The organism is Streptomyces sp. NPDC050485 (genome assembly GCF_044458185.1).
Lineage (GTDB): Bacteria > Actinomycetota > Actinomycetes > Streptomycetales > Streptomycetaceae > Streptomyces.
In genome coordinates, this window is sequence record NZ_JBITHR010000001.1 from 174,251 (window position 1) to 196,029 (window position 21,779).

Annotated in this window: 21 protein-coding genes; 4 read left to right on the forward strand and 17 right to left on the reverse strand. The window is 71.4% G+C overall.

Annotated features, from left to right (window positions below; all coding sequences use genetic code 11):
* Positions 1–8 precede the first annotated feature (8 nt).
* On the reverse strand, positions 9–1,769 hold the full coding sequence (gene leuA, locus ACIBK6_RS00825) for a 2-isopropylmalate synthase (protein ID WP_399047598.1): 1,761 nt from the start codon (positions 1,767–1,769) through the stop codon (positions 9–11).
* A 284-nt stretch (positions 1,770–2,053) separates the two neighbouring features.
* Here leuA and ACIBK6_RS00830 point away from each other — a divergent pair, with 284 nt between their 5' ends.
* Both ACIBK6_RS00830 and ACIBK6_RS00835 read left to right on the forward strand, forming a co-directional pair.
* Positions 2,054–2,320, forward strand: coding sequence for a protealysin inhibitor emfourin (locus ACIBK6_RS00830; protein WP_399047599.1), 267 nt, complete (start codon positions 2,054–2,056; stop codon positions 2,318–2,320).
* A gap of 63 nt (positions 2,321–2,383) precedes the next feature.
* Entirely contained in the window at positions 2,384–3,202 is an 819-nt protein-coding gene (locus ACIBK6_RS00835) for a GNAT family N-acetyltransferase (RefSeq protein WP_399047600.1), read from the forward strand.
* A 98-nt stretch (positions 3,203–3,300) separates the two neighbouring features.
* Here the strand turns inward: ACIBK6_RS00835 and era are convergent, their stop codons facing one another.
* From era to ACIBK6_RS00865, 6 genes are all read right to left on the reverse strand, one after another.
* Complete coding sequence (gene era / locus ACIBK6_RS00840) at positions 3,301–4,263, reverse strand: GTPase Era (protein ID WP_399047601.1); 963 nt, start codon at positions 4,261–4,263, stop codon at positions 3,301–3,303.
* 92 nt (positions 4,264–4,355) lie between these two features.
* Complete coding sequence (locus ACIBK6_RS00845; RefSeq protein WP_399048433.1) at positions 4,356–5,330, reverse strand: WxL protein peptidoglycan domain-containing protein; 975 nt, start codon at positions 5,328–5,330, stop codon at positions 4,356–4,358.
* 66 nt (positions 5,331–5,396) lie between these two features.
* Positions 5,397–6,716, reverse strand: coding sequence for a beta-xylosidase (locus ACIBK6_RS00850; protein WP_399047603.1), 1,320 nt, complete (start codon positions 6,714–6,716; stop codon positions 5,397–5,399).
* 241 nt (positions 6,717–6,957) lie between these two features.
* Positions 6,958–7,443, reverse strand: a complete 486-nt coding sequence (locus ACIBK6_RS00855) for a hypothetical protein (protein WP_399047604.1) — start codon at positions 7,441–7,443, stop codon at positions 6,958–6,960.
* Between the two features lie 421 nt (positions 7,444–7,864).
* Positions 7,865–8,215: a cytidine deaminase gene (locus ACIBK6_RS00860; protein ID WP_399047606.1), complete on the reverse strand. Its 351-nt coding sequence runs from the start codon at positions 8,213–8,215 to the stop codon at positions 7,865–7,867.
* Between the two features lie 58 nt (positions 8,216–8,273).
* Positions 8,274–9,095 (reverse strand): helix-turn-helix transcriptional regulator, encoded by an 822-nt coding sequence (locus tag ACIBK6_RS00865; RefSeq protein ID WP_399048435.1) that lies wholly within the window; start codon positions 9,093–9,095, stop codon positions 8,274–8,276.
* Between the two features lie 140 nt (positions 9,096–9,235).
* Here ACIBK6_RS00865 and ACIBK6_RS00870 point away from each other — a divergent pair, with 140 nt between their 5' ends.
* On the forward strand, positions 9,236–10,654 hold the full coding sequence (locus ACIBK6_RS00870; protein WP_399047608.1) for an MFS transporter: 1,419 nt from the start codon (positions 9,236–9,238) through the stop codon (positions 10,652–10,654).
* A gap of 4 nt (positions 10,655–10,658) precedes the next feature.
* Here ACIBK6_RS00870 and ACIBK6_RS00875 read toward each other — a convergent pair whose 3' ends face one another.
* The 6 genes from ACIBK6_RS00875 to ACIBK6_RS00900 all read right to left on the reverse strand — a co-directional run bounded on the left by ACIBK6_RS00875 (position 10,659) and on the right by ACIBK6_RS00900 (position 16,831).
* A complete protein-coding gene (locus tag ACIBK6_RS00875) occupies positions 10,659–11,012 on the reverse strand; it encodes an MmcQ/YjbR family DNA-binding protein (RefSeq protein WP_399047609.1) in 354 nt (117 codons plus the stop codon).
* Complete coding sequence (locus tag ACIBK6_RS00880) at positions 11,009–12,304, reverse strand: hemolysin family protein (RefSeq protein ID WP_399047610.1); 1,296 nt, start codon at positions 12,302–12,304, stop codon at positions 11,009–11,011. Before ACIBK6_RS00880 ends, ACIBK6_RS00875 begins: the two co-directional genes overlap by 4 nt.
* Positions 12,301–12,798: an rRNA maturation RNase YbeY gene (gene ybeY, locus ACIBK6_RS00885; RefSeq protein ID WP_399047613.1), complete on the reverse strand. Its 498-nt coding sequence runs from the start codon at positions 12,796–12,798 to the stop codon at positions 12,301–12,303. The genes ACIBK6_RS00880 and ybeY overlap by 4 nt, the downstream gene beginning before the upstream one ends.
* A 12-nt stretch (positions 12,799–12,810) precedes the next feature.
* Positions 12,811–13,854, reverse strand: a complete 1,044-nt coding sequence (locus ACIBK6_RS00890) for a PhoH family protein (RefSeq protein ID WP_399047615.1) — start codon at positions 13,852–13,854, stop codon at positions 12,811–12,813.
* A 330-nt stretch (positions 13,855–14,184) separates the two neighbouring features.
* Positions 14,185–15,297 (reverse strand): carbohydrate kinase family protein, encoded by a 1,113-nt coding sequence (locus ACIBK6_RS00895; RefSeq protein ID WP_399048436.1) that lies wholly within the window; start codon positions 15,295–15,297, stop codon positions 14,185–14,187.
* Positions 15,298–15,469: 172 nt separating this feature from the next.
* On the reverse strand, positions 15,470–16,831 hold the full coding sequence (locus ACIBK6_RS00900) for a glucarate dehydratase family protein (RefSeq protein ID WP_399047617.1): 1,362 nt from the start codon (positions 16,829–16,831) through the stop codon (positions 15,470–15,472).
* A 277-nt stretch (positions 16,832–17,108) separates the two neighbouring features.
* On the opposite strand from ACIBK6_RS00900, the gene ACIBK6_RS00905 reads away from it, so the two are divergent.
* A complete protein-coding gene (locus ACIBK6_RS00905) occupies positions 17,109–18,425 on the forward strand; it encodes an MFS transporter (protein ID WP_399047618.1) in 1,317 nt (438 codons plus the stop codon).
* A 115-nt stretch (positions 18,426–18,540) separates the two neighbouring features.
* Here ACIBK6_RS00905 and ACIBK6_RS00910 read toward each other — a convergent pair whose 3' ends face one another.
* The 4 genes from ACIBK6_RS00910 to ACIBK6_RS00925 all read right to left on the reverse strand — a co-directional run bounded on the left by ACIBK6_RS00910 (position 18,541) and on the right by ACIBK6_RS00925 (position 21,625).
* On the reverse strand, positions 18,541–19,539 hold the full coding sequence (locus ACIBK6_RS00910) for an adenosine deaminase (protein ID WP_399047619.1): 999 nt from the start codon (positions 19,537–19,539) through the stop codon (positions 18,541–18,543).
* A gap of 37 nt (positions 19,540–19,576) precedes the next feature.
* Complete coding sequence (locus ACIBK6_RS00915) at positions 19,577–20,488, reverse strand: ribonuclease Z (RefSeq protein WP_399047621.1); 912 nt, start codon at positions 20,486–20,488, stop codon at positions 19,577–19,579.
* Between the two features lie 44 nt (positions 20,489–20,532).
* Positions 20,533–20,892, reverse strand: coding sequence for a histidine triad nucleotide-binding protein (locus ACIBK6_RS00920; protein ID WP_399047622.1), 360 nt, complete (start codon positions 20,890–20,892; stop codon positions 20,533–20,535).
* Between the two features lie 214 nt (positions 20,893–21,106).
* A complete protein-coding gene (locus ACIBK6_RS00925; protein ID WP_399047624.1) occupies positions 21,107–21,625 on the reverse strand; it encodes a hypothetical protein in 519 nt (172 codons plus the stop codon).
* Between the last annotated feature and the right edge of the window lie 154 nt (positions 21,626–21,779).

The following is a 21,779-nucleotide window of genomic DNA, read 5'->3' on the forward strand; positions in this document are numbered from 1 at the left end:
CGGAGCGGTCAGCGGGCGGCGCGGTTGACCGCCGAGATGACCGCCTTCAGGGACGCTCGCGTCGTGTTCGCGTCGATGCCGATGCCCCACAGCACCGCACCGTCGATCGCGCACTCGATGTACGAGGCGGCCTGCGCGGACGCGCCCTCGCTCATCGTGTGCTCCTGGTAGTCCAGCAGCCGCGCGTCCACCCCGGTCGCGGCCAGTGCCTCGAAGAAGGCCGAGATCGGACCGTTTCCGGTGCCGGTCAGTACGGTGTCGGCGCCGTCCACGATCGCCTCCACCGTCAGGGTGTCGCGACCGTCCTGGTCCGTCGTCGTCTGGCCGGAACGCAGCTGGATGCGGCCCCACGGGTTCTCGGGGTTGGGCAGGTACTCGTCCTGGAAGACCGACCAGATCGCGGTCGGGGTGACCTCGCCGCCCTCGGCGTCCGTCTTCTGCTGGATGATCTTCGAGAACTCGATCTGCATCCGGCGCGGCAGGTCCAGCTTGTGGTCGTTCTTCAGGACGTACGCGATTCCGCCCTTGCCGGACTGCGAGTTGACCCGGATCACGGCCTCGTAGGAGCGGCCCACGTCCTTCGGGTCGATGGGCAGGTAGGGCACCGCCCACTCGATCTCGTCCACCGTCCTGCCCGCGGCGGCGGCATCCGCCTCCATCGCGTCGAAGCCCTTCTTGATGGCGTCCTGGTGGGAGCCGGAGAAGGCGGTGTAGACCAGGTCGCCCGCGTAGGGGTGGCGCGGGTGGACCTCCATCTGGTTGCAGTACTCGGAGGTGCGGCGGATCTCGTCGATCTGGGAGAAGTCGATCTGCGGGTCCACGCCCTGGCTGAACAGGTTCATGCCCAGGGTCACCAGGTCCACATTGCCCGTCCGCTCGCCCTGGCCGAACAGGCAGCCCTCGATGCGGTCCGCCCCGGCCATGATCGCCAGCTCGGCCGCCGCCACCGCCGTACCGCGGTCGTTGTGGGGGTGCACGGACAGGCACACATGCGCGCGGCGCGACAGGTTGCGGCTCATCCACTCGAAGCGGTCCGCGTGCGTGCTCGGGGTCGAACGCTCCACCGTGGCGGGCAGGTTGAGGATGATCTCGCGGCCCTCCTCGGGCTGCCAGACGTCGCACACCGCCTCGCAGACCTCCAGCGCGAAGTCCAGCTCGGTGTCGGTGAAGATCTCCGGGCTGTACTGGTAGCCGAAGATCGTCTCCTCGCCCAGGATCTTGTCCGCGTACTCCATGACCAGCCGCGTGCCGTCCACCGCGATCTGCTTGACCTGGTCCTTCGTGCCGCGGAAGACGACCCGGCGGAAGGTGGGGGCGGTTGCGTTGTACAGGTGGACCGTGGCGCGGTGGGCGCCGCGCAGGGACTCCACGGTGCGCTCGATCAGCTCTTCGCGGGCCTGGGTCAGGACGGAGATCGTCACGTCCTCGGGGATCGCGCCCTCTTCGATGATGGAGCGTACGAAGTTGAAGTCGGTCTCGCCGGACGACGGGAAGCCGACCTCGATCTCCTTGTAGCCCATGCGCACCAGCAGGTCGAACATCTCGCGCTTACGGGCGGGGCTCATCGGGTCGATCAGGGCCTGGTTGCCGTCGCGCAGATCGGTGGACAGCCAGCGCGGGGCCTTGGTGATGCGGCCCTCGGGCCAGGTGCGGTCGGGGATGTCCACGGCCTCGTACCGGCCGTACTTGTGAATGGGCATCCCGGACGGCTTCTGCATCTGGGTGGCGTTGGTGACCGGAGTGGGGCGGCCGAAAGTCGTCTCAGACATTGCGTAGGGCTCCTCGGGTCCAGCAGGGGGGACAGCCGACTGTCGCGCAACACCAGATCCCGCGGGGAGGGGGTCGGCCTACGACTACAGGCCCTCGCCGCGGCAGCTAAGGAGAAGCAGCCCGAAACGCATGATGCCGCAGCTTAGCCGAGGGGCACCGGGAGCGCCGGTCCCGTATCAGTATGCGGGACACCGTCGCCGAAACGGACAAAAGGTGACGTATACCTCAGGCCGAGGGGGTGTGCGGTCCTGACGTACCGGGCCGGGGCTGCTAGACAGAGGCCATGCGTATCCAGGTGTGCCGCACAGGAGGATTCGCCGGTATCGAGCGCCGGGCCGGGATCGACACCTCGGGCCGGCCCGATGCCGCCGAATGGGAGACCCTGGCCGAGGCGGCCCTGGCCGGGGGCCGCACCGAGCCGTCACCCGGCGTACCGGACGGCTTCCACTACGAGATCACGGTGGACGGCCGGACGGCCCACTGCGCCGACCCGCGCCTGACGGAGGCCCAACGCGAGCTGATCTCACGGGTGTTGAAGGAGGGGGCGTAGGCGACGCCGAACGGCGCCGAAACCCGGGTGCGTCCCGGGTGGCCTCCTGGTTTGATGCGCGTCATGACGATGCCTGCCCGCCCCCGGCTCGATGAGATCGAGCGCTACTACGATGCCGTGCCCAGGAGCTCGGCGCGCGTCGAGGACTTCGGTCCGCTCAGTCTCTTCGTACGGGAGGGGGCCGGCTGGCCCTTCTACGCGCGGCCCGCCCTTGGCCGCTCCGGGCCGGTGACGGCCGCCGATGTGGACGCGGTGCGGGCCCGCCAGCGCGAGCTCGGGGCGCCCGAGGCCTTCGAGTGGGTCGCCGAGGTGAGCCCGGGGCTCCGCGCGGCGGTCGAGGAGTCGGGCCTCGCGGTGCACGAGCACCCGCTGATGGTCCTGGACCCGGACGCGCCCGCCGCCGAGCCGCATCCCCTGGTACGCGTGCTGGACGCGGCCGACCCGCTGCTGCACGCGGCGCTGGTCGTGCCCCATCTCGCGTTCGCCGCACCCGGCACGGACGTCGGCCCGGCGGGCCCGGCCGAGCTGGCCGCCGAGATCACCGCCCGGGCCGGTGACGGCCGGGCCGGGCAGGTCGCCGAGCGCATCCGCGCGGGCCGGACGGCCGTGGCGGCGGCCTTCGAGGACGGCCTGCCGCTCTGCGCGGGCATGCACAACCCGGTCGCCCCGGTCACCGAGATCGCCGGGCTCGGCACGCTGCCTTCCGCGCGCCGCAGGGGCCTGGGCCGCGCGGTCACGGCGGCCCTGGTCGCCGACGCCCGCGCCCGGGGCACGCAGACGGTGTTCCTGTCCGCGGGCGACCAGGACGTGGCCCGCATGTACACCACCCTGGGTTTCCGCCCGGCCGGCACCGCCCTCATCGCCGAACTCCCCGAGAACTGAGAGCCTGGTGTCCAAGGGAAGGCCTGCTGCTACATCAGCATGCGCTGCGCGCCGAAGATCGCGTAAAACCCCGGGGTAGCGGCCCCCGGCCGGGCGCCTCAGAAGCCGAGCTTGCGCAGCTGCTTCGGGTCGCGCTGCCAGTCCTTGGCCACCTTGACGTGCAGGTCAAGGAAGACCGGCGTGCCGAGCAGCGCCTCGATGTGCTTGCGGGACTTCATGCCGACCTCCTTCAGGCGCTTGCCCTTGGGGCCGATGATGATGCCCTTCTGGCTGGGGCGCTCGATGTAGACGTTGGCGTGGATGTCGAGGAGGGGCTTGTCCGCCGGGCGGTCCTCGCGCGGGATCATCTCCTCCACGACGACCGCGATCGAGTGCGGAAGCTCGTCCCGTACGCCTTCGAGGGCGGCCTCGCGGATCAGCTCGGCGACCATCACCTGCTCGGGCTCGTCCGTGAGGTCGCCCTCCGGGTAGAGCGGCGGGCTCTCCGGCAGCATCGGGATGAGCAGGTCGGCCACCAGCTGGACCTGCGTGTCGCCGACCGCCGAGACCGGCACGATCTGCGCCCACTCGAAGCCCAGCTCCTTGCCGAGCTGGTCCACGGCGATGAGCTGCTCGGCCAGGGTCTTGGAGTCGACCAGGTCGGTCTTGGTGATGATGGCCATCTTGGGGGTCTTCTTGATCCCCGCGAGCTCCTTGGCGATGAACTTGTCGCCGGGGCCGAGCTTCTGGTCGGCGGGCAGGCAGAAGCCGATCACGTCGACCTCGGCCCAGGTGGTGCGGACGACGTCGTTGAGACGCTCGCCGAGCAGGGTGCGCGGCTTGTGCAGGCCGGGGGTGTCGACCAGGATCAGCTGGGCGTCCGGGCGGTGCACGATGCCGCGCACGGTGTGCCGGGTGGTCTGCGGGCGGTTGGAGGTGATGGCCACCTTCTGCCCGACCAGAGCGTTCGTGAGGGTGGACTTGCCCGCGTTGGGGCGACCGACGAAGCAGGCGAAGCCGGCCCGGTGGGTGGTCTCGGCGGCGATGTCAGCGGCAAGGGTACGAGCGCTCATGCCAGCCATTCTCCCCGATCCCAGCGCCCTCGCTGCCCAGGCGGGCCCCTGCGGCCCTGGGGCTCCGCCCCAGACCCCGCTCCTCGATCTCCCCCAAGGCCTTAAGGGCCAGGGAGGGACCCCCATGAGGGGCTTGATTTGCGCTGCGCACGCCGCACGATCCGCCGGGCGATCAGGGCGAGCGCCGCGGCCGGCAGGATCGCCGCCGCCAGCCATGGCAGCGCGAAGAAGGACGCGGCCGCGGACCCGCGTGCGTCCTTCGCGCTGGCCGTCAACGTGACGTCGCCCCAGTCGAGTTGGGGCGCGCCGTGCCAGACCTCGGTGAGCTTGACCTGCTGGCCCGGCAGCAGCTCGGAGGGGATCCGGGTCAGCCCGCGGCTGAGCAGCGTACGGTCGAAGAGGCCCGCCGCCGTCAGATCGACCTTCGGGTCGAGGGTGACGTTGCCGCGGTTGTGCAGGGTGTACGTGATGTCGGTGCGGCTCTCTCCCGTGCCCGGGACCAGCGGACGGTGCTGGGAGAGCGAGACGTCCTCGATGGCGAGCGCGGGGACGGTCGGGCCGCTGACCCGCAGATAGACCCGGGCGCCCACGGCCTGCTGGACGCCGACGGCGACCTTGCCGTCCGCGGCCGGACCCGGCGCCACCCGGTCGTCGAGCGCGACCAGCGCGCCCACGTGGTCCCCGGGCTCGGCGTCCGGCGGCACGGCGAGCGTGAACGGCACGGTGACCGAGGACCGGGCGGGAACGGTGACCTTGTTCCGGGCCGGTTTCACCCAGGCGCCCACCCCGGTCTGCCGCTCCTGTTCGGTGCGCACGGCGAACCCGCCGTCACGCTCGGTGTTGTACGCGTCGGCCCCGTACAGCCGGAAGCTCAGCGGTGCCGGTGTCTTGTTGGTGACGGTCACCTTGTCGGCGAGGGTGGTGCCGGGGTCGGCGGAGAGGTAGAAGTACGGCCGCTGGGCGGCGCCCGAGGCGGTGGGGAAGACGGACCAGTCGCCGTTGTCGGCGGCGTGGGCGGCGGGCTCGGCGAGGACGGCGAGCACGGCAGCCAGGAGGAGTGCGGACAGCTTGCGCACGGTGCGGACCCCCGGGGACGGGTGGGCGGGGCGGGTGCGCGCCCGGCCCACGATGGACACGGGCTCTCAGGTGAGGGTGAGGGTCAGTACGCCGCTGTAGGCGCCGGGGGCGGTGAACGCCGGGACGTCGAGCGAGAGCTTCGCGTTGACGGTGAACTCACCGCCGGTGAGCGCCGCGTTCGGGGTCGAGGCGAGGGTCGCGCCCGCGCCGCCCACACTGCCGGCCGAGCCCGCGGCGCACACGGACGGGGAGCCGGGCTTGGTGGCGCAGGCCGGGGTCCAGCTGAGTTTGCCCGCGTCGATGGAGCCGCCGGGGCCGGTGAAGTTGGTGACCTTGCCGGTCAGGGACCAGCCCGCGGGGCCACCGCGGAAGTCCTGGACCGTCACCGTCTTCAGATCGCCGGTGGAGGCGCCGCCCTTGCCGAAGTCGACCGCCGTGAGTCCGACGGTGTCACCGGCCTGGGACATCGCCAACGTACCCGTGTTGACAGTCGAGTTGAGCTTCTGGTTCGGTCCGGTGGGCGGCGGGCCGCTGTTAACCTTGTACGCCACCGGGCCCGCGCCGTTGGCCGGGTCCCAGGCCGCTCCCTCGTAGGCCACGATGCCGGTGGTCGCCGGGTCGGTGATCTTCGGCCGGGCGGTGAAGCCGCCGTTGGCGGCCGACTTGAAGGTGATCTTGTCGCCGGTGGTCGCGGTGCCGTTCCAGCCCGCCACGGTGACGTCCGCGTTCGGAGTGAACCTGGACCCGGTGACGGTCGTGCGGTCACCGGCGTTGCCGGATGCCGGACTGGCCGTGATCGCGCGCTGGTTGACCTGTCCGCCGCCGTCGGTGGCGTTGACCGTCCCGGAGGCGGGGGCGGGCGGGTTGATGACCGTGCAGGGCGTGTCCAGTTCCATGACGTAGCTGGTGTGGATGTTGTAGTCGCCGGGCGACAGGGTGATCGCACCGGCCTTGGTGGCGGTGAAGCTGCCGCTCATGGAGAACGCCGGGAACGCGCCCTTGCCGGGCACCGGGTCGTTCTTCTTCGGACCCGCGACGTCCACGGTGCCGGTCTGGGCACCCGCGAGGACGACCTTTCCGGTCGGGGTCATGATGTCGGCGGGGAGGTTGATGTCGACCGGGTTGCCGGCGGCCGCCTTGTTCACCGTGTAGGTGACGGTGACCTTGTCGCCGACCTTCGGTGCGGCGTTGTCGACGGTGACGGTCGCGTTCGTGGTGCCGTCGATCGGCGGGATTCCGGCGATCGACGGCGGGATGCAGTGCGTGGCGAAGTCGACGGGCGTCGCGGCCAGGGCGCTCGCGGGTGCGGCGAGCGCGCCGGTCCCCGCGGCGAGCGCGACCGCCCCCAATACGGCGGCCAGACGCCGTCTTCGACGTTCGGACATGGGCTTGCCCCCCTTCCTGAAGTGGCACAGCGCGGCTCGGCTGCGCCGGCAGGGGGCCATTGACGGCCGGGGCCGAAAAGAAGTCAACGGAATTCGGCCGCAATAACTGATGACCCATCAGATCCTGTCAAGATCCCGGCATTTCATGCCCTGACTCCCAACCGCGGCGGCGCGAGAGCCACCGCAGCACGAAAGCCGGCGCCGCCCGGGACGGCACCGGCTCCTTGCGCACGGTGCGGGATCAGTCGAAGACGAACGGGCCGGGCGCCTGCGAGGTCGTCGCGTCGCAGTTCACCGAGACCCCGAAGATCGTCATCGACAGGGCGGTGCCGGAGAGGTACGAATCGAGGCTGTCACCGGAGGCGACGGTCCCGTTCAGCGGGCCGATCGTGACCGGATCGCCCGCGTTCAGGGCCGGGTTCGCCTGACCGCTGAACACGGTGGTGCCCCCGGCACCCCCGGCGAGGGTCAGATTCGCGTTGATCTGGTCGGCGCCGACCGCGACCGGCGTGGTGACGGCCGAGGTCAGCGTGATGGTGGCGGCCGTGCCGCTCTGGGTCGCGGTGAGCGTGGCACTGCCACCGCCCCAGCTACCGCAGTCGTACGTGGCGGTCGCCGAGCCCGGTGAGACGGCGGCGGCGCTCGGCGCGAAGGCGAGGCTCACCACGGCCACCGCCCCCGCGGCGAGTGCGGCCCGCGCGAGGGGCCTGCTGGTGCTCTTACGCATGATTCCCCTTCCCGTTACAGGGAGTTGATCGTCTGCCGCGTCATCGACACACGACCGCGCAGCTGACCCCCAGCGGCCCACGTGCACGGGTGCGCGGGCGTGCGGGCATGGCGATGCAGAGGCTGCGGAACTGCGCGGAGGGAGCGCATCCGACTCCGGCCCGGGGCTGCGGCTCTGCACCCCGCGCCGGTCCGCCCGCGAATCTGACGGACCGTCGGATCGACTGTCGTCCATTGATGCGCGGGCAGCCGGGGATTACAAGGGCCAACGCCTTGATTCTTAAGGGGTGCGGGGGTAAAGCACAGGCTCTAAAGGGGGAAAGCGGGACGTGGCAGGGAAAGAAGGGCGTTACTGGACCCCGGTCAGCCCCCCGCTCGGCGCGGCTGACCTCCCGGTCAGCCCTGGTCCCGCTCGGCGCGTGTCACTTCCCGGTGGTCAGCCGCAGCTCTCCGTCGGGTCCGGCCAGCAGCACCGGGGTGCCCGGGCCGCCCAGGTCCCGTACCGCCGCGAGGTCCGCGTCCGCCGGGTGCCCCGCCTCGGTCACCACGGCCGCCGCCTCCAGGGACTTCGCGCCGCTGGCCACGGCCATCGCGACGGCGGTCTGGAGCGCGGAGAGCTTCAGCGAGGCGAGCTCGACCGTGCCCGCGACGTAGGTGCGCCCGGTCTCGTCGCGTACGGCGGCGCCCTCGGCCACACCGTTGCGGGCCCGGGCGCTGCGCGCGAGCGTGATGATCTTGCGGTCCTCGGGGTCGAGTTCGGTGCTCTGTGTCATGCCCCGAGCATAAGGAGTGGGTGGGGGAGACCGGCGCACCGCCCGGCCACAGGGGGGACTAGCCCGCGATCGGGTACATGGAACCGCGCCGGCCCTCCGGCGAGGTCAGCCACTCCAGCTTCTCGGCGGTGTCGGTGTTCGGCAGCGGGGTGTGCAGCGCGATCACCAGGTCCGGCCGGGCCGGGACGCGCAGCTGGGTCGACTCGACGTACAGCGTGCCGACGAGCGGGTGCTCCATCTCCTTCTGGAGCTGCCCGCCGGGCTGGATGTCGCGCCGCTCCCACAGCTCCACGAAGTCCGGGCTGAGCTCCTTCGCCTCCTCCACGACCGCGCGGAACCCCTCGTCGTCGGGCCGCTCCGAGCAGGCCGCCCGGAACTGGGCGACGACATTGCAGGCGACCTCGTCCCAGCGCTTGGCGCGGGCCCGGTAGATGGGGTCGGTGAAGAACGCGATCAGACAGTTCTGCACGATCTCCGGACGCATCCCGAACACCAGGGACGCCGCGTCGTTGTACATCACCGTGTTCCAGTACGCGTCCATGATGTGCGCGGGGAACGGCATCCACGCGTCGATCAGGCGCTGCAGCCCGTGGCACATATTGGTGTTGGCCGGGTCGACCTCGGGCGCCGGCGGGTTGAGCCCGGCCAGGACGTACAGGTGGCGGCGCTCGGCGCTGGTCAGCTGGAGCACCCGGCCCACCGCCTCCAGGACCTGCGGCGACACCGTGATGTCACGGCCCTGCTCCAGCCACTGGTACCAGGAGACCCCGACCCCGGCGAGCACGGCGACCTCCTCGCGGCGCAGCCCCGGGGTGCGGCGACGGGCCCCGCCGTCGGGCAGCCCGGCCTGGGCCGGAGTGATCCTGGCCCGCCTGCTCATCAGGAACTCGCGCAGCTCGCTCCGGCGGTGCTTGTCGATCGGTGTAGCCACGAACTCCCCCTGTCGGCTGCCTGGTGGTGCCAGCAACAGGATAAGTTCCCACTCTCCACGGGCATTCCCGGGCCACGAAGGTAGTGGCCATGGCGATCGATACTCAGACGACAGTCACCGCACCCGACGCGGTGGCCCCCTCCCCCGGCGACACCCGGCTCAGCGGCCGGGCCCGGCTGGTCCTCTTCGTGCTCTGCGCAGCCCAGTTCATGGTGGCGCTCGACTTCTCCGTACTGAACGTGGCGCTGCCGGCGCTCGGCAAGGACCTGGGTCTGAGCCAGTCCGCCCTCCAGTGGGCGGTCACCGCGTTCGCCCTGCCGTCGGGCGGTTTCCTGCTGCTCTTCAGCCGCATCGCCGACCTCTTCGGCCGCAAGAAGCTGTTCCTGACCGGCCTCGCGCTGTTCGGCGCGGCCTCGCTGCTCGCCACCCTCGCCTGGGGCCCGGCGTCCTTCCTGACCGGGCGCGCCCTGCAGGGCCTCGGCGCGGCCGTCATCGTGCCGACCGGCATGTCCCTGCTGACCACGACGTTCCCCGAGGGCCCGCTGCGCGACAAGGCGCTCGGCATCTCCGGCACCCTGATGTCCCTGGGCTTCACCGTGGGCATGGTCCTCGGCGGGGTCATGACCGACACCCTGGGCTGGCGCTCCACGATGGGTCTGCTCACGGCGGCCGCGGTGATCGTCCTCGTCCTGGCGCCGATGCTGCTGCCCGAGTCGCGCACCCCCGAGCGGCCGCGCCTGGACGTGCCGGGCGCCGTCACCGTCACCGGCGGTCTGCTCGCGGTGATCTACGCCCTGTCGACGGCGGCCCAGCAGGGCTTCGGCGGTGTGGACGTCTGGGGCACCCTGCTCGTGGGCCTCGCCCTGCTCGCCGCCTTCGTGGCCGTCGAGTCGAAGGCCTCGGCCCCGCTGGTCTCGCTGCCGATGCTGAAGCGCCGCACGGTGGCCTGGGGCAACCTGGGCGGCCTGGTCACCTTCTCGATGATGTCGACGGTCGTCTTCGTGCTGACCCTCTACCTCCAGGAGACCCTGGACCTCTCGTCCTTCCAGACCGGTCTGGTCTTCGGCGTCCAGGGCATCGCCTCGGCCTTCGCCGGTACGTACGCCGCGAAGATCATCGGCCGCTTCGGCGCCCGGCGCGTACTCGTCGGCTCACTGCTCGGCCAGGGCCTGTTCATCGCGGCGCTGCTCGGTATCGGCAGTGGCTCGGGCGCGCTGCTCGCCACCGCCGCCGTCTCGCTGGCCAGCATGTGCCACCTCGGCGCGATCATCTCGTACGGCGTGACCGTGACCAGCGGTGTCCCGAACGAGGAGCAGGGCCTGGCGACCGGTCTGGTCACCACCACCCAGCAGGTCGGCATCACCATCGGCATCCCGCTGCTCGGCGTGCTCGCCACCACGCAGGCCTCGCTCTTCGACGGGGTGCGCACGGTCCTCGCGATCGACGCGCTGATCGTGATCGCGGCAGCCGGCCTGGTGGCGGTCGGTCTGAGCCGCAAGAAGGCCTAGTGGCTCAGGCCCGGTCGAGCCGGAGCCGCTCGGCCTTGGGCAGACCGGCGACCACCAGGTCGTACGAGTCCTCGATGAGCTCCCGGACCAGCCGGTCCGGGAGCCCGGCCACGCTCACGGTGTTCCAGTGCCGCTTGTTCATGTGGTAGCCGGGCACGATCGCGGCGTGCTCCTCACGGAGCCTGACCGCGTCGTCCGGGTCGCACTTGAGGTTGACGGTGAGCGGCTTCCCGTCCAGGGCGCACAGCGCGAACATCTTCCCAAGCACCTTGAAGACCGAGGTCTCCGGGTTGAACGGGAACTCCTCCGTCACGGCGTTGAACTCCAGGCAGAACGCCCTCAGTTGCTTCGGTGTCACTCCGTGCCCTCCTTCTGCGCGCCCTTCGACGGCTCCACGAGCACGGTGACGATCTTGTTGCGGCGGCCGGCCGGGGACTCGGCGGTCAGCCGCAGCCGGCGCCCGTCCGGCAGCTCCACCACGGCGGACGCGCCCGCGATCGGCACCCGGCCGAGCGACTTGGCGAGCAGCCCGCCGACCGTCTCCACGTCCTCGTCGTCGTACTCGTCAAATCCGAACAGCTCGCCCAGGTCACCGATGTCGAGCCGGGCGGTGACCCGGAAGCAGCCGTCCGCCAGCTCGGTCACCGGCGGCAGCTCGCGGTCGTACTCGTCGGTGATCTCACCGACGATCTCCTCCAGGATGTCCTCGATGGTGACGATGCCCGCGGTGCCGCCGTACTCGTCGATGACGACGGCGACGTGGCTGCGCTGCTGCTGCATCTCGCGCAGCAGGTCACCGGCGTTCTTGGTGTCGGGCACGAAGGCCGCGGGCCGCATCGCGGTGGAGACCAGGTCGGCCTCGGAGTCCCGATTGATGTGCGTCTTGCGCACGAGGTCCTTCAAGTAGACGATCCCGACGATGTCGTCCTCGTTCTCCCCGGTCACCGGGATCCGCGAGAAACCGGACCGCAGCGCGAGGGTGAGCGCCTGGCGGATCGTCTTGTACCGCTCGATGCAGACGAGGTCGGTGCGCGGCACCATGACCTCGCGCACCAGCGTGTCACCCAGCTCGAAGACCGAGTGCACCATCCGGCGCTCGTCGTCCTCGATCAGCGACTCCCGCTCAGCGAGGTCGACCATCGCCCGCAGCTCGGCCTCGGACGCGAACGGCCCCTTGCGGAAGCCCTTTCCGGGCGTCAGCGCATTGCCGAGCAGGATCAGGAGCTGCGGGACCGGCCCCATGATCCTGGCCAGCGGCAGCAGGACGTACGCCGCCGCCGTGGCCGTGTTGAGGGGGTGCTGGCGCCCGATGGTGCGCGGCGAGACGCCGACGGCGACGTACGAGACGAGGACCATCACCGCGATGGCGACGACCAGGGCGGTCCAGGTCTCGCCGAACTCGTTCAGGCACACGTACGTGACCAGGACACCCGCCGCCATCTCGCAGGCGACCCTGACGAGCAGCGCCACATTGAGGTAGCGGGTCGGGTCGGCGGCGATCTGGGCGAGCTTGGCACTGCCGCGCCGGCCGGACCGCAGCGCCTCCTCCGCGCGGAAGGAGGAGGTACGGGCGATACCGGCCTCGGCACAGGCCGCCAGCCAGGCCACGACGACCAGCGCGACGGCCCCCGCGATCAGCTGTCCGGTCATGAAACGGTCGGCGCCGGGGAGGGGCCGGTCAGGCCCTTCTCCGCACGCCAGCCGTCGACGATCGCCGCCTGCAGACCGAACATCTCGGCCTTCTCGTCCGGCTCCTCGTGGTCATAGCCGAGCAGGTGCAACACCCCGTGGACGGTGAGGAGTTGGAGCTCCTCGTCCATGGAGTGCCCCGTCTCGGCGTCCTCGCCCTGCTTCTTGGCGACCTCGGGGCAGAGCACGATGTCACCGAGGAGCCCCTGCGGGGGCTCCTCGTCGTCCTTCGTCGGCGGGCGCAGCTCGTCCATCGGGAAGGACATGACATCGGTCGGACCCGGCAGGTCCATCCACTGGATGTGCAGCTGCTCCATGGCCTCGTCGTCCACGACGATCACCGAGAGCTCGGAGAGCGGGTGGATCCGCATCCGCGTGAGCGCGTAGCGGGCGATGTCGAGGATCGCCTGCTCGTCGACCTCGGTTCCGGACTCGTTGTTGACGTCGATCGACATGGTGCGCTTGCTCTACTTCCCGTTTCGGCCGCTCTGACCGTTCTGGTCTTGCCGGCTGTCGTACTTCTCGTACGCGTCGACGATACGGCCGACGAGCTTGTGCCGTACGACATCCTGCGAGGTGAGCCGGGAGAAGTGCACGTCGTCCACGCCGTCCAGGATGTCCTGGACCTGGCGCAGACCGCTCTTCGTCCCGTTCGGCAGGTCGACCTGGGTGACGTCGCCCGTGACGACGATCTTCGAGTCGAAGCCGAGCCTGGTCAGGAACATCTTCATCTGCTCGGCGCTGGTGTTCTGCGCCTCGTCGAGGATGATGAACGCGTCATTGAGGGTGCGACCCCGCATATAAGCCAGCGGCGCCACCTCGATCGTCCCGGCGGCCATCAGCCGGGGGATCGAATCCGGGTCGAGCATGTCGTGCAGGGCGTCGTAGAGGGGGCGCAGGTATGGGTCGATCTTCTCGTAGAGCGTGCCGGGGAGGAAGCCCAGGCGCTCGCCGGCCTCGACGGCCGGCCGGGTCAGGATGATCCGGGTGACCTGCTTGGACTGCAGGGCCTGGACCGCCTTGGCCATGGCGAGATAGGTCTTGCCGGTACCGGCGGGGCCGATGCCGAAGACGATCGTGTGCTTGTCGATCGCGTCGACGTAGCGCTTCTGGTTGAGGGTCTTGGGGCGGATGGTGCGGCCGCGGCTGGAGAGGATGTTCTGAGTGAGCACCTCGGCGGGCGTCTCGCGGTGGCCGTCCCCGTCGCCGCCGTTTGCACTGCCGTTCGCCCGGAGCATGGCGATCGAGCGTTCCACTGCGTCCTCCGTCATCGGCTGCCCGGTGCGGAGCACCAGCATCATCTCGTCGAACAGGCGCTGGATGAGGGCGACTTCCGTCGCGTCCCCCACGGCGCTGATCAGATTGCCCCGTACGTGGATGTCGGCCGACGGGAAGGCCGTTTCGATCACGCGCAGCAAGGAGTCGCTCGAGCCCAGGATGGTCACCATGGGGTGCTTGGCCGGGATGGTGATCTGGGCGTGCGCCTGCGGGTGTGTGGGTGTCTGAGTCATGGGCCGGCTCTGTGGCCTGCACATACCTCCCGTTGCAGGGTTCTCGCTGCTCGACAACCTCTGGATAACCAAGCGTACGACTTGCCGCGTGGCACGCCGAGGGGTTTTCCACCCTGGTGTACGGGGCCCGGCTCCTTCCTCAAACGCCCGAGCCCCTTCCCTCGCTGTGGGCAATCGTTCCGCAGGACGATCGGGGTCTCCCCTGGTCGAGCGGAGCCGAGACCTTGGGCAAGGGTGGGCACAGACCCCAGCGCCGGGCTCCGTCCCGGCCCCCCTCCGCCGCAGTCCGCCTGCGGGCCGCGTCCCGGGCGCGCTGCCCCCCTGGCAGCGTCAGGCGGGCCGCCTGAAGCCGATCGTCGGGACCGCTCGGCGTAGGGGCCAGGTTCGGGCCGCGCCGGGCAGGAGGTCGGTCAGGAAGGCGTAGCGGCGCAAGGCCGACGGGTCCTGGGCCTCGTATGTGCGGATCCGCTCCCACCAGCCCGCGATCTCCGCCCACCCCGGCGCCGACAGCGAGCCCCCGAACTCCTGGACGGACAGCGCCGCCGTGAGCCCCGCGAAGGCGAGCCGGTCCGCGAGCGGCCAGCCGGCCAGGGTGCCGGTGACGAAACCGGCGACGAACACGTCCCCGGCCCCGGTCGGATCCAGCGCCTCGACGGCGATCGCGGGCACGTCGGCGGTCTCACCGGTCGAGCCGTCGACGGCGTACGCGCCCTCGGGCCCCAGCGTGACCACCGCGAGCGGCACCTTCTCGGCCAGCGCGCGGGCCGCCGCGCGCGGGCAGTCGGTACGGGTGTAGCGCATCGCCTCGGCCGCGTTCGGCAGGAACGCCTCGCAGTGTTCGAGTTCGGCGAGCGCCGCCAGGTCCCAGTGCCCGGTGTCGTCCCAGCCCACGTCCGCGAAGATCCGCGCACCGGCCCGTGCGGCGTCCTCGATCCATTCCTCGCCGCGCCCCGGTTCGAGGGAGGCGACGGCGGCCCGGGCGCGGGGCGGGCAGTTGGGCGCGGAGAGTTCGGGCGGGGCCTCGTGGCCGTGCGAGACCATCGTGCGTTCGCCCTCGTACGCCATGGAGACGGTGACCGGCGAGTGCCAGCCGGGCACGGTGCGTGACAGGGACAGGTCGATGCCCTCGCCCTGTTCGAGCGCGTCCCAGCAGTATTCGCCGTAGTGGTCGTCGCCGAAGGCCGCGGCCAGGGAGGTGCGCAGGCCGAGGCGGGCGAGCGCGGTGGCCATGTTGGCGACGCCGCCGGGGCTCGAACCCATGCCGCGCGCCCAGGACTCGGTGCCGCGCACCGGGGCCGAGTCGAGCCCGGTGAAGATGATGTCGAGGAAGACCGTGCCGGTGAGGAACACGTCGCAGGGCGGGTCGCGCGGGTCGCGCAGTCCGTCGAGCGGGTCGAGCCGGGTGGACCGCCGGCGCCCGGCGGGCGTGTCGGTGCCCTCCAGGTGCTGGCGTTCGTCCGCGGAACCGGCAGGGGAGTACGTGTGGCGCGGGTGGCGGGGCGGCTGCTCTCTGCTGGGTGGTGTCGTCACGGCGGGCTCTCCGTTCGCGTACAGATCTGGCAAGTCTGCCCGATGTACGCGACCGGCGGCCCGCCACCGCCCGGCACCCGGCCCCCTACCAGCGGGGCAGCACCGGAGTCGTCCAGTCCGCATGACCCGGCGCCCTGCGCATCGCCGCCGCGTCGTCGCGGTCCCGCAGCGTGCCGTCGTCGTCCAGCCAGCGCCGGTGCAGGCGGGCCAGGGCCTCCCGGTCGAGGTGCACGCCGAGGCCGGGGGCGTCGGAGACGGGCAGGTGGCCGCCGTGGAAGGTGTGGCGCGTGGTGATCACGTCCTCGGTCTGCCAGGGGTAGTGGCTGTCGCAGGCGTAGTCGAGGTTGGGGACGGTCGCCGCGACATGGGTCATCGCGGCGAGGCTGATCCCCAGGTGGGTGTTGGAGTGCATGGACAGGCCCACCCCGAACACCCGGCAGATCGCGGCGAGTTCACGCGTGTTGCGCAGCCCGCCCCAGTAGTGGTGGTCGCAGAGGACCACCTGGACGGCGTCGGTCAGGAACGCCTCCCTGATCTCGGGGAAGGTCGTCACGCACATGTTGGTGGCGAGCGGGACCGCGGTGCCCCGGGACACCTCGGCCATCGCGGGCGTGCCCGGCGCCGGGTCCTCCAGGTATTCGAGTACGTCGGCGAGTTCGGCGGCGACGTCCAGGGAGGTGGCCGGCGTCCACCCGCCGTTGGGGTCGAGCCGGAGCGGGTGCCCGGGGAAGGCCTCGGCCAGCGCGCGGATCGCGGCGACCTCCCGCTCGGGTGGGAGGACGCCGCCCTTGAGCTTGAAGGAGCGGAAGCCGTGCTCGCGTACGAAGCGGCGGGCCTGTTCGACGATCCCGGCCGGGTCGAGGGCCGCGCCCCAGCCGTCCTTCTCTCCGGCGCCGCCGGGATGTTCGGCCCAGCGGTAGAAGAGGTAGGCGCTGTACTCCACGCTGTCGCGCACCTTGCCGCCGAGCAGCGTGTGGACGGGCACGCCCTGGACCTTGCCGAGCGCGTCCAGGCAGGCCACCTCGAAGGCGGAGAGGACGGACAGGCGCAGCTTGTCGGCGGTCTGGACGCCGCGCAGTCCGCCCACGGCGACGGACTCGTCCACCCGGGAGTCTTCGACCCCGATCCGGTTCACGAGCGTGAACAATCCATTGAGGTCGGCGATGTCGTGCCCGACCAGCGCATCGGCGTACGGGCGGGCCAGTTCGAGGTATTTGGTGTCGCCGTACGTCTCACCGACCCCGGTCGCCCCGTCGGCCGTGACGACCTCGACCACGAGGCGGGGAGTGTAGGGCTGGTGGACGCCCTGGACGTTGAGGAGCGGGGGGTCGGAGATGAGGACGGGGGTGAGCCGCACCTCGGCGACCCGTTGCGCCTCACTCCTCCTCACGCCCTCCGCGCCGCCCTGCCCCACGCCGGCCCGCTCTACGCCATCCTGTCCATCCATAAAAATGGAGACTAGGTATGTGAACGAGCGACGTCAAGGGTCCGGCGCCCCCGCCGGGTCGCCCCAACTCCCCTCCCTCCACAGAGACTTGCGATGAAATTCGCGCGTCTACCCGACCTGAATCCACCCCAAACGAAACGTGACCCAGATCACGCCACCCCGGCTTTCCGCGCGCTCCGGACGCTTGATACAAATTGGGCCGCGTTCCCGCACAACACCGGGCGCATCCCCCCTCTTTGACCTCCCTGCCCCACGGGCACTGTTCCTTGGAACGCCCATGTCCGCACGCCCTCGTGCCGCCTGGCCGCTGGTCGCCGTCTTCACCGCCGGTTACCTCGCCGCGTACCTCCTTCCCACCGTCGTCGGCCGGCTCTCGGCGGGCCTCGGGCTCTCCCCCGCACAGGCCGGACTGGTCGGCTCCACCCTGCTGCTGAGCTCGGCGACGGCCGGGTTCACACTGGCCTCGCGGGTCGAGCGGCACGGCCCGCGCCGCCTCGCCAGACTCGGCCTGCTGCTTGCCGTCACGGGGTACGGCGCCGCCGCGCTGACCACCCTGGTCCCGCTCGTCGTGGCGGGCGCGGTGGTCGGCGGCCTCGGCTCCGGTACGGCGACGGCGGTGGCCGCGGCCGGTATCGCCGCCCAGCGCGACCCGCACCGCGCCTCCACGCTGGGCCTGCTCTCGGTCTCGGCGACCGCGGGCGCGCTCTATCTGACGATCCCTCACCTCGGCGGCGGCCATGCGGCGCCGCTCGCCGCGATCGCCGTGGTGGCGGCGCTGGTGTGGCCCGCGACGGGCCGGCTTTCGGACACGCACAGTTCGGACACGTACAGCGCGAACCGGCCGGTGGAGATCTCCGGGATCCGCCTGCCGCACCGCCGTTCCGGCACGGTGCTCGCCGCGACGATGCTCTGCTGGTCGCTCGCGCAGAACGCGCTGTGGGGGGTGAGCGGGCGGATCGGGCTCACCCAGGCCGGGCTGACCGAGGTCACCGTCGGCATGGTCTTCGCGGTGGCGCTGGGCGCGGGGCTGCTCGGCGTGCTCGGCGCGGGTGCGCTCGGCGCGCGGCTGGGGCGGGCGGTGCCGATCGGGGCGGGTACGGCGGTCATCGCGTGCTGCATCGTGGCGAGTTCGTCGGCGCACGGGCTCGCCTCGTTCGCGACCGGCGAGATCCTCTGGAACGTCTTCTACCCGGTCGTCCTCTCCTACCTGATCGGCCTGTCCGCCTCGCTCGACCCGCGCGGGCGCTGGGCGGTGCTCGCCGGTTCGGCCTCCTCGCTCGGGGTGGCCTGCGGGCCGCTCACGGGGAGCCTGCTGTCGGAGTACGCGGGGTACCGGGGCATGGGGCTCGTCCTGTGCGCGCTGCTGCTTCTGATCGCGGCGCCGATGACCGCGGTCGCGCTCCACACGTCGGGGCGGCCGCTGGTGCCGGGGTCCATCCGGCGGCGGGGTGGTGCGCCGGCGGCGGTGGTCGCGGGGGCGGCGGCGGGGGCGTCCTCCGCGCTGCTCCCCCAGATCGGCGTCCCCGAGCAGGAGGTGGCGGAAATCCCGATCAGCTCGCGAGCGAGGCGGCGCCGCAAGGTGCTGGCGTCCTGATGTGCCCCATGACGGGCTGGGTATGCACCCTGCCAGGGGCGCGGGGAACTGCGCGACCAGCCACGCACGGTCCGCAGCCGACCGGACGCGGGGTCTGGGGCGAAGCCCCAGTGGGCTACTCCGCGTCGAAGTCGTACGCCTCGACCTCTGCCAAGTACCGCGCCCGCAACCCCTCCTCGTCCTCCAGGAACGACGCCTCGAAGGAGTTCCGCGCCAGCTCCCTCAGGCGCTCACGGTCGAGGCCCAGCGCCTCGCGCACCGCGTGGAACGTGTCGTCCACATAGCCCCCGAAGTACGCGGGGTCGTCGGAGTTGACCGTGCACAGCAGGCCCGCGGCCATCATCGCGGGCAGCGGGTGCTCCTCCAGCGTCTCGATCGCCCGGAGGCGGACGTTGGAGAGCGGGCACAGGGTGAGCGGGATCCGGTCGCGGGCCAGCCGGGCGACGAGCGCCGGGTCCTCCAGCGCGCGCAGCCCGTGGTCGACGCGCTCGACGCCCAGGATGTCGAGCGCCTCGGTGATGTACGCGGGCGGCCCCTCCTCCCCCGCGTGCGCGACCCGGCGCAGCCCGAGCGCGGCGGCCGCCTCGAACACCTCGCGGAACTTGGCAGGCGGGTGGCCGACCTCGGCCGAGTCGAGCCCCACGGCCGTGATGCGGTCCAGGTACGGCCGCGCCGCCTCCAGCGTGAGCAGCGCCGACTCCGCCGACTGGTCCCGCAGGAAGCAGAGGATGAGCCGGGTGGAGATGCCGTGGCGTTCCTCGCCTGCCGACAGGGCCCGCCACAGGCCTTCCACCACCGTGCCGATCGGGATGCCGCGAGCGGTGTGCGCCTGCGGGTCGAAGAAGATCTCGGCGTGCCGCACGCCCTGCGCGGCGGCCCGGGTCAGATACGCCTCGGCGAGCGCCGCGAAGTCGTCCTCGGTCCGCAGCACCGTCATCAGCGAGTAGTACAGGTTGAGGAAGGACTGGAGGTCCTCGAAGAGGTACGCCTTGCGCAGCGTCTCGGTGTCGGCGTACGGCAGCTCGATGCCGTTGCGCGCGGCGAGCTCGAAGGCCAGCTCGGGTTCGAGGGTGCCTTCGATGTGGAGGTGAAGTTCGGCCTTGGGGAGGGGCATGGGGGGTCTTTCCAGGGGGTGGGGCCAAGGGGTGGGGCTAGGGGGTGCGTTTGGGCAGGGGGACCCGTACCAGGTCGGCGGCGACGGTCAGTTCGCCCTCGAACCCGGCGGCGCGGGCCTGCCGCTCGAATTCCTCCGGGTCGGAGTACCGCTGCGAGAAGTGGGTGAGGACGAGGTGGCGTACGCCCGCGTCCCGGGCCGCCGACGCCGCCTGACCTGCCGTCAAGTGACCGTGGTCGGCGGCCAGTTGGAAATCCCCGTCCAGGAACGTCGACTCGATGACCAGCATGTCGCAGCCGTCCGCGAGCGCGTGCACGCCCGCGCACATCCGGGTGTCCATCACGAACGCGAACCGCTGCCCGAGCCGGACCTCGCTCACGTCGTCGAGGGTGACGCCGTTCAGCTCGCCCTCGCGCTGGAGGCGCCCCACGTCGGGGCCCCTGATGCCGCGCTCGGCGAGGAGCGCGGGCAGTATCCGCCGCCCGTCGGGCTCCACGATCCGGTAGCCGTACGACTCGACGGGGTGCGAGAGCCGATGGGCCTCCAGGACGTACCCGCTCGTCTCGGCCAGCACCGCGCTCTCCCCCGCGACGGGCTGCTGCGCGAGCGGAACCGACTCGCGGTAGGCGGTGGCGTACCGCAGCCGCTCGAAGAAGTGCTCGCCGCTGAGCGGGTAGTGCGCGGTGACCGGGTGCGGGACCCGGTCGAGGTTGATCCGCTGGATCACCCCGGCCAGGCCCAGCGAGTGGTCGCCGTGGAAGTGCGTGACGCAGATCCGGTTGATGTCGTGGGCGGCGACCCCGGCCCGCAGCATCTGCCGCTGGGTGCCCTCCCCGGGGTCGAAGAGGATGCCCTGGCCGTCCCAGCGCAGCAGATAGCCGTTGTGGTTGCGGTGCCGGGTGGGAACCTGGCTGGCGGTGCCGAGCACCACCAATTCACGTACGGACACGGTTGGTTGCCTGTTCGTCCGGTAAGGGCCTGTGCGTCGTCCGGCTATCCGGGCGGCCACTGGAGGCCGCGGCCGCCAAGCACGTGCGCATGGGCGTGGAACACGGTCTGCCCGGCGCCGCTGCCGGTGTTGAAGACGATCCGGTAGCCGCTCTGGTCGACCTTCTCCTCGCGGGCGACCTCCCCGGCCTCGCGCACCACGTCGGCGAGGATCGCCGGTTCGGCGGCGGCGAGCGCGGCGGCGTCCGGGTGGTGGACCTTGGGGATGACCAGGACGTGGCTAGGCGCCTGGGGGTTTATGTCGCGGAAGGCGACGGTCGTCGCGGTCTCCCGGACGACGGTCGCCGGGACTTCGCCCGAGACGATCTTGCAGAACAGGCAGTCGGCCTGCGGCTCTCCGGCCACGGTCCGGTCCTCCTTGGTCGCGTTGATCAGGTAACCGCATGCTACTCAACGCGTTCTGGCGAAGGTGGGGGGCGCTGCCGCGGGTGGTGCGTGGCGTAGGCGTGGAGTGCCGCCGCAGATGGCGCGCGGCTTGGCGTGGAGTAGCCGTCGTCTCCGGCGCGCGGCTTGGCGGAGGGGCGCCTGCTTGCCGGAGGGGGTTGCGCTCCGAGGAGTGCTACTTGCCGTGGAAGGACTCCGTCACCGTGACGGTCACCGTGACCGTGGGGTTGCCGCGCGGGCCGGGCGTCGCGGGGCCGGTGGTCGGGGCGGGGGCATCGCAGTTGCCCAGGACACTGGCGCGGAAGACGGTCCTGCCCGCGACCTTGGCGGTCAGGTCGCCCTTCACGCAGCGGCCCTGGAGCTCCTGCGTGACCTTTCCGTCGACGGTGATCTTCTTGCCGTCCTTGGTCTCGCCCTGGCAGCTCACGTCGGCGACCTGCTGGGTGGTGCTGCCCGCCGAAGGGGTCGGACCGGCGCCGCCGTTGAGGTGCGCCGTGCAGGTAAGCCACTTCACGTCGACGTGCTCGTGGCTCAGGGCGGCCGTCGCGGTCTGCTGCGTGGTGACCGCCACGGCGGCGGAGTTGAGCCCGCCGACGGGGTCGCAGGCGGCGACCCCGCCGATCGCCAGGGCGGCCGTGGCCAAGGCGGGCAGGGTGCGGTGTGCGGTGCGGCGGTACGACCTCTTGGCCCCCATGAGCGCCAGGGTGCCACCGTCGCACCCGGGGGCGGTAGTTTTTTTGCGGCCGTTGTCCGATTCCGGCCGCAGCCCGGTGCGCACGGGGCTCCGCCCCGGACCCCGCTCCTCAAACTCCCCCAAGGCCTGAAGGGCCAGGGGGGACCCCCATGAG

Coding starts and splice junctions, on each gene's coding strand:
- ACIBK6_RS00900 (WP_399047617.1), bottom strand. CDS start 16,831: ATGGATGGACAGGATGGCGTAGAGCGGGCCGGCGTGGGGCAGGGCGGC.
- ACIBK6_RS00880 (WP_399047610.1), bottom strand. CDS start 12,304: ATGACCGGACAGCTGATCGCGGGGGCCGTCGCGCTGGTCGTCGTGGCC.
- ACIBK6_RS00835 (WP_399047600.1), top strand. CDS start 2,384: ATGACGATGCCTGCCCGCCCCCGGCTCGATGAGATCGAGCGCTACTAC.
- era (WP_399047601.1), bottom strand. CDS start 4,263: ATGGCTGGCATGAGCGCTCGTACCCTTGCCGCTGACATCGCCGCCGAG.
- ACIBK6_RS00850 (WP_399047603.1), bottom strand. CDS start 6,716: ATGTCCGAACGTCGAAGACGGCGTCTGGCCGCCGTATTGGGGGCGGTC.
- ACIBK6_RS00855 (WP_399047604.1), bottom strand. CDS start 7,443: ATGCGTAAGAGCACCAGCAGGCCCCTCGCGCGGGCCGCACTCGCCGCG.
- ACIBK6_RS00925 (WP_399047624.1), bottom strand. CDS start 21,625: ATGGGGGCCAAGAGGTCGTACCGCCGCACCGCACACCGCACCCTGCCC.
- ybeY (WP_399047613.1), bottom strand. CDS start 12,798: ATGTCGATCGACGTCAACAACGAGTCCGGAACCGAGGTCGACGAGCAG.
- ACIBK6_RS00860 (WP_399047606.1), bottom strand. CDS start 8,215: ATGACACAGAGCACCGAACTCGACCCCGAGGACCGCAAGATCATCACG.
- ACIBK6_RS00865 (WP_399048435.1), bottom strand. CDS start 9,095: ATGAGCAGGCGGGCCAGGATCACTCCGGCCCAGGCCGGGCTGCCCGAC.
- ACIBK6_RS00905 (WP_399047618.1), top strand. CDS start 17,109: ATGTCCGCACGCCCTCGTGCCGCCTGGCCGCTGGTCGCCGTCTTCACC.
- leuA (WP_399047598.1), bottom strand. CDS start 1,769: ATGTCTGAGACGACTTTCGGCCGCCCCACTCCGGTCACCAACGCCACC.
- ACIBK6_RS00870 (WP_399047608.1), top strand. CDS start 9,236: ATGGCGATCGATACTCAGACGACAGTCACCGCACCCGACGCGGTGGCC.
- ACIBK6_RS00830 (WP_399047599.1), top strand. CDS start 2,054: ATGCGTATCCAGGTGTGCCGCACAGGAGGATTCGCCGGTATCGAGCGC.
- ACIBK6_RS00910 (WP_399047619.1), bottom strand. CDS start 19,539: ATGCCCCTCCCCAAGGCCGAACTTCACCTCCACATCGAAGGCACCCTC.
- ACIBK6_RS00890 (WP_399047615.1), bottom strand. CDS start 13,854: ATGACTCAGACACCCACACACCCGCAGGCGCACGCCCAGATCACCATC.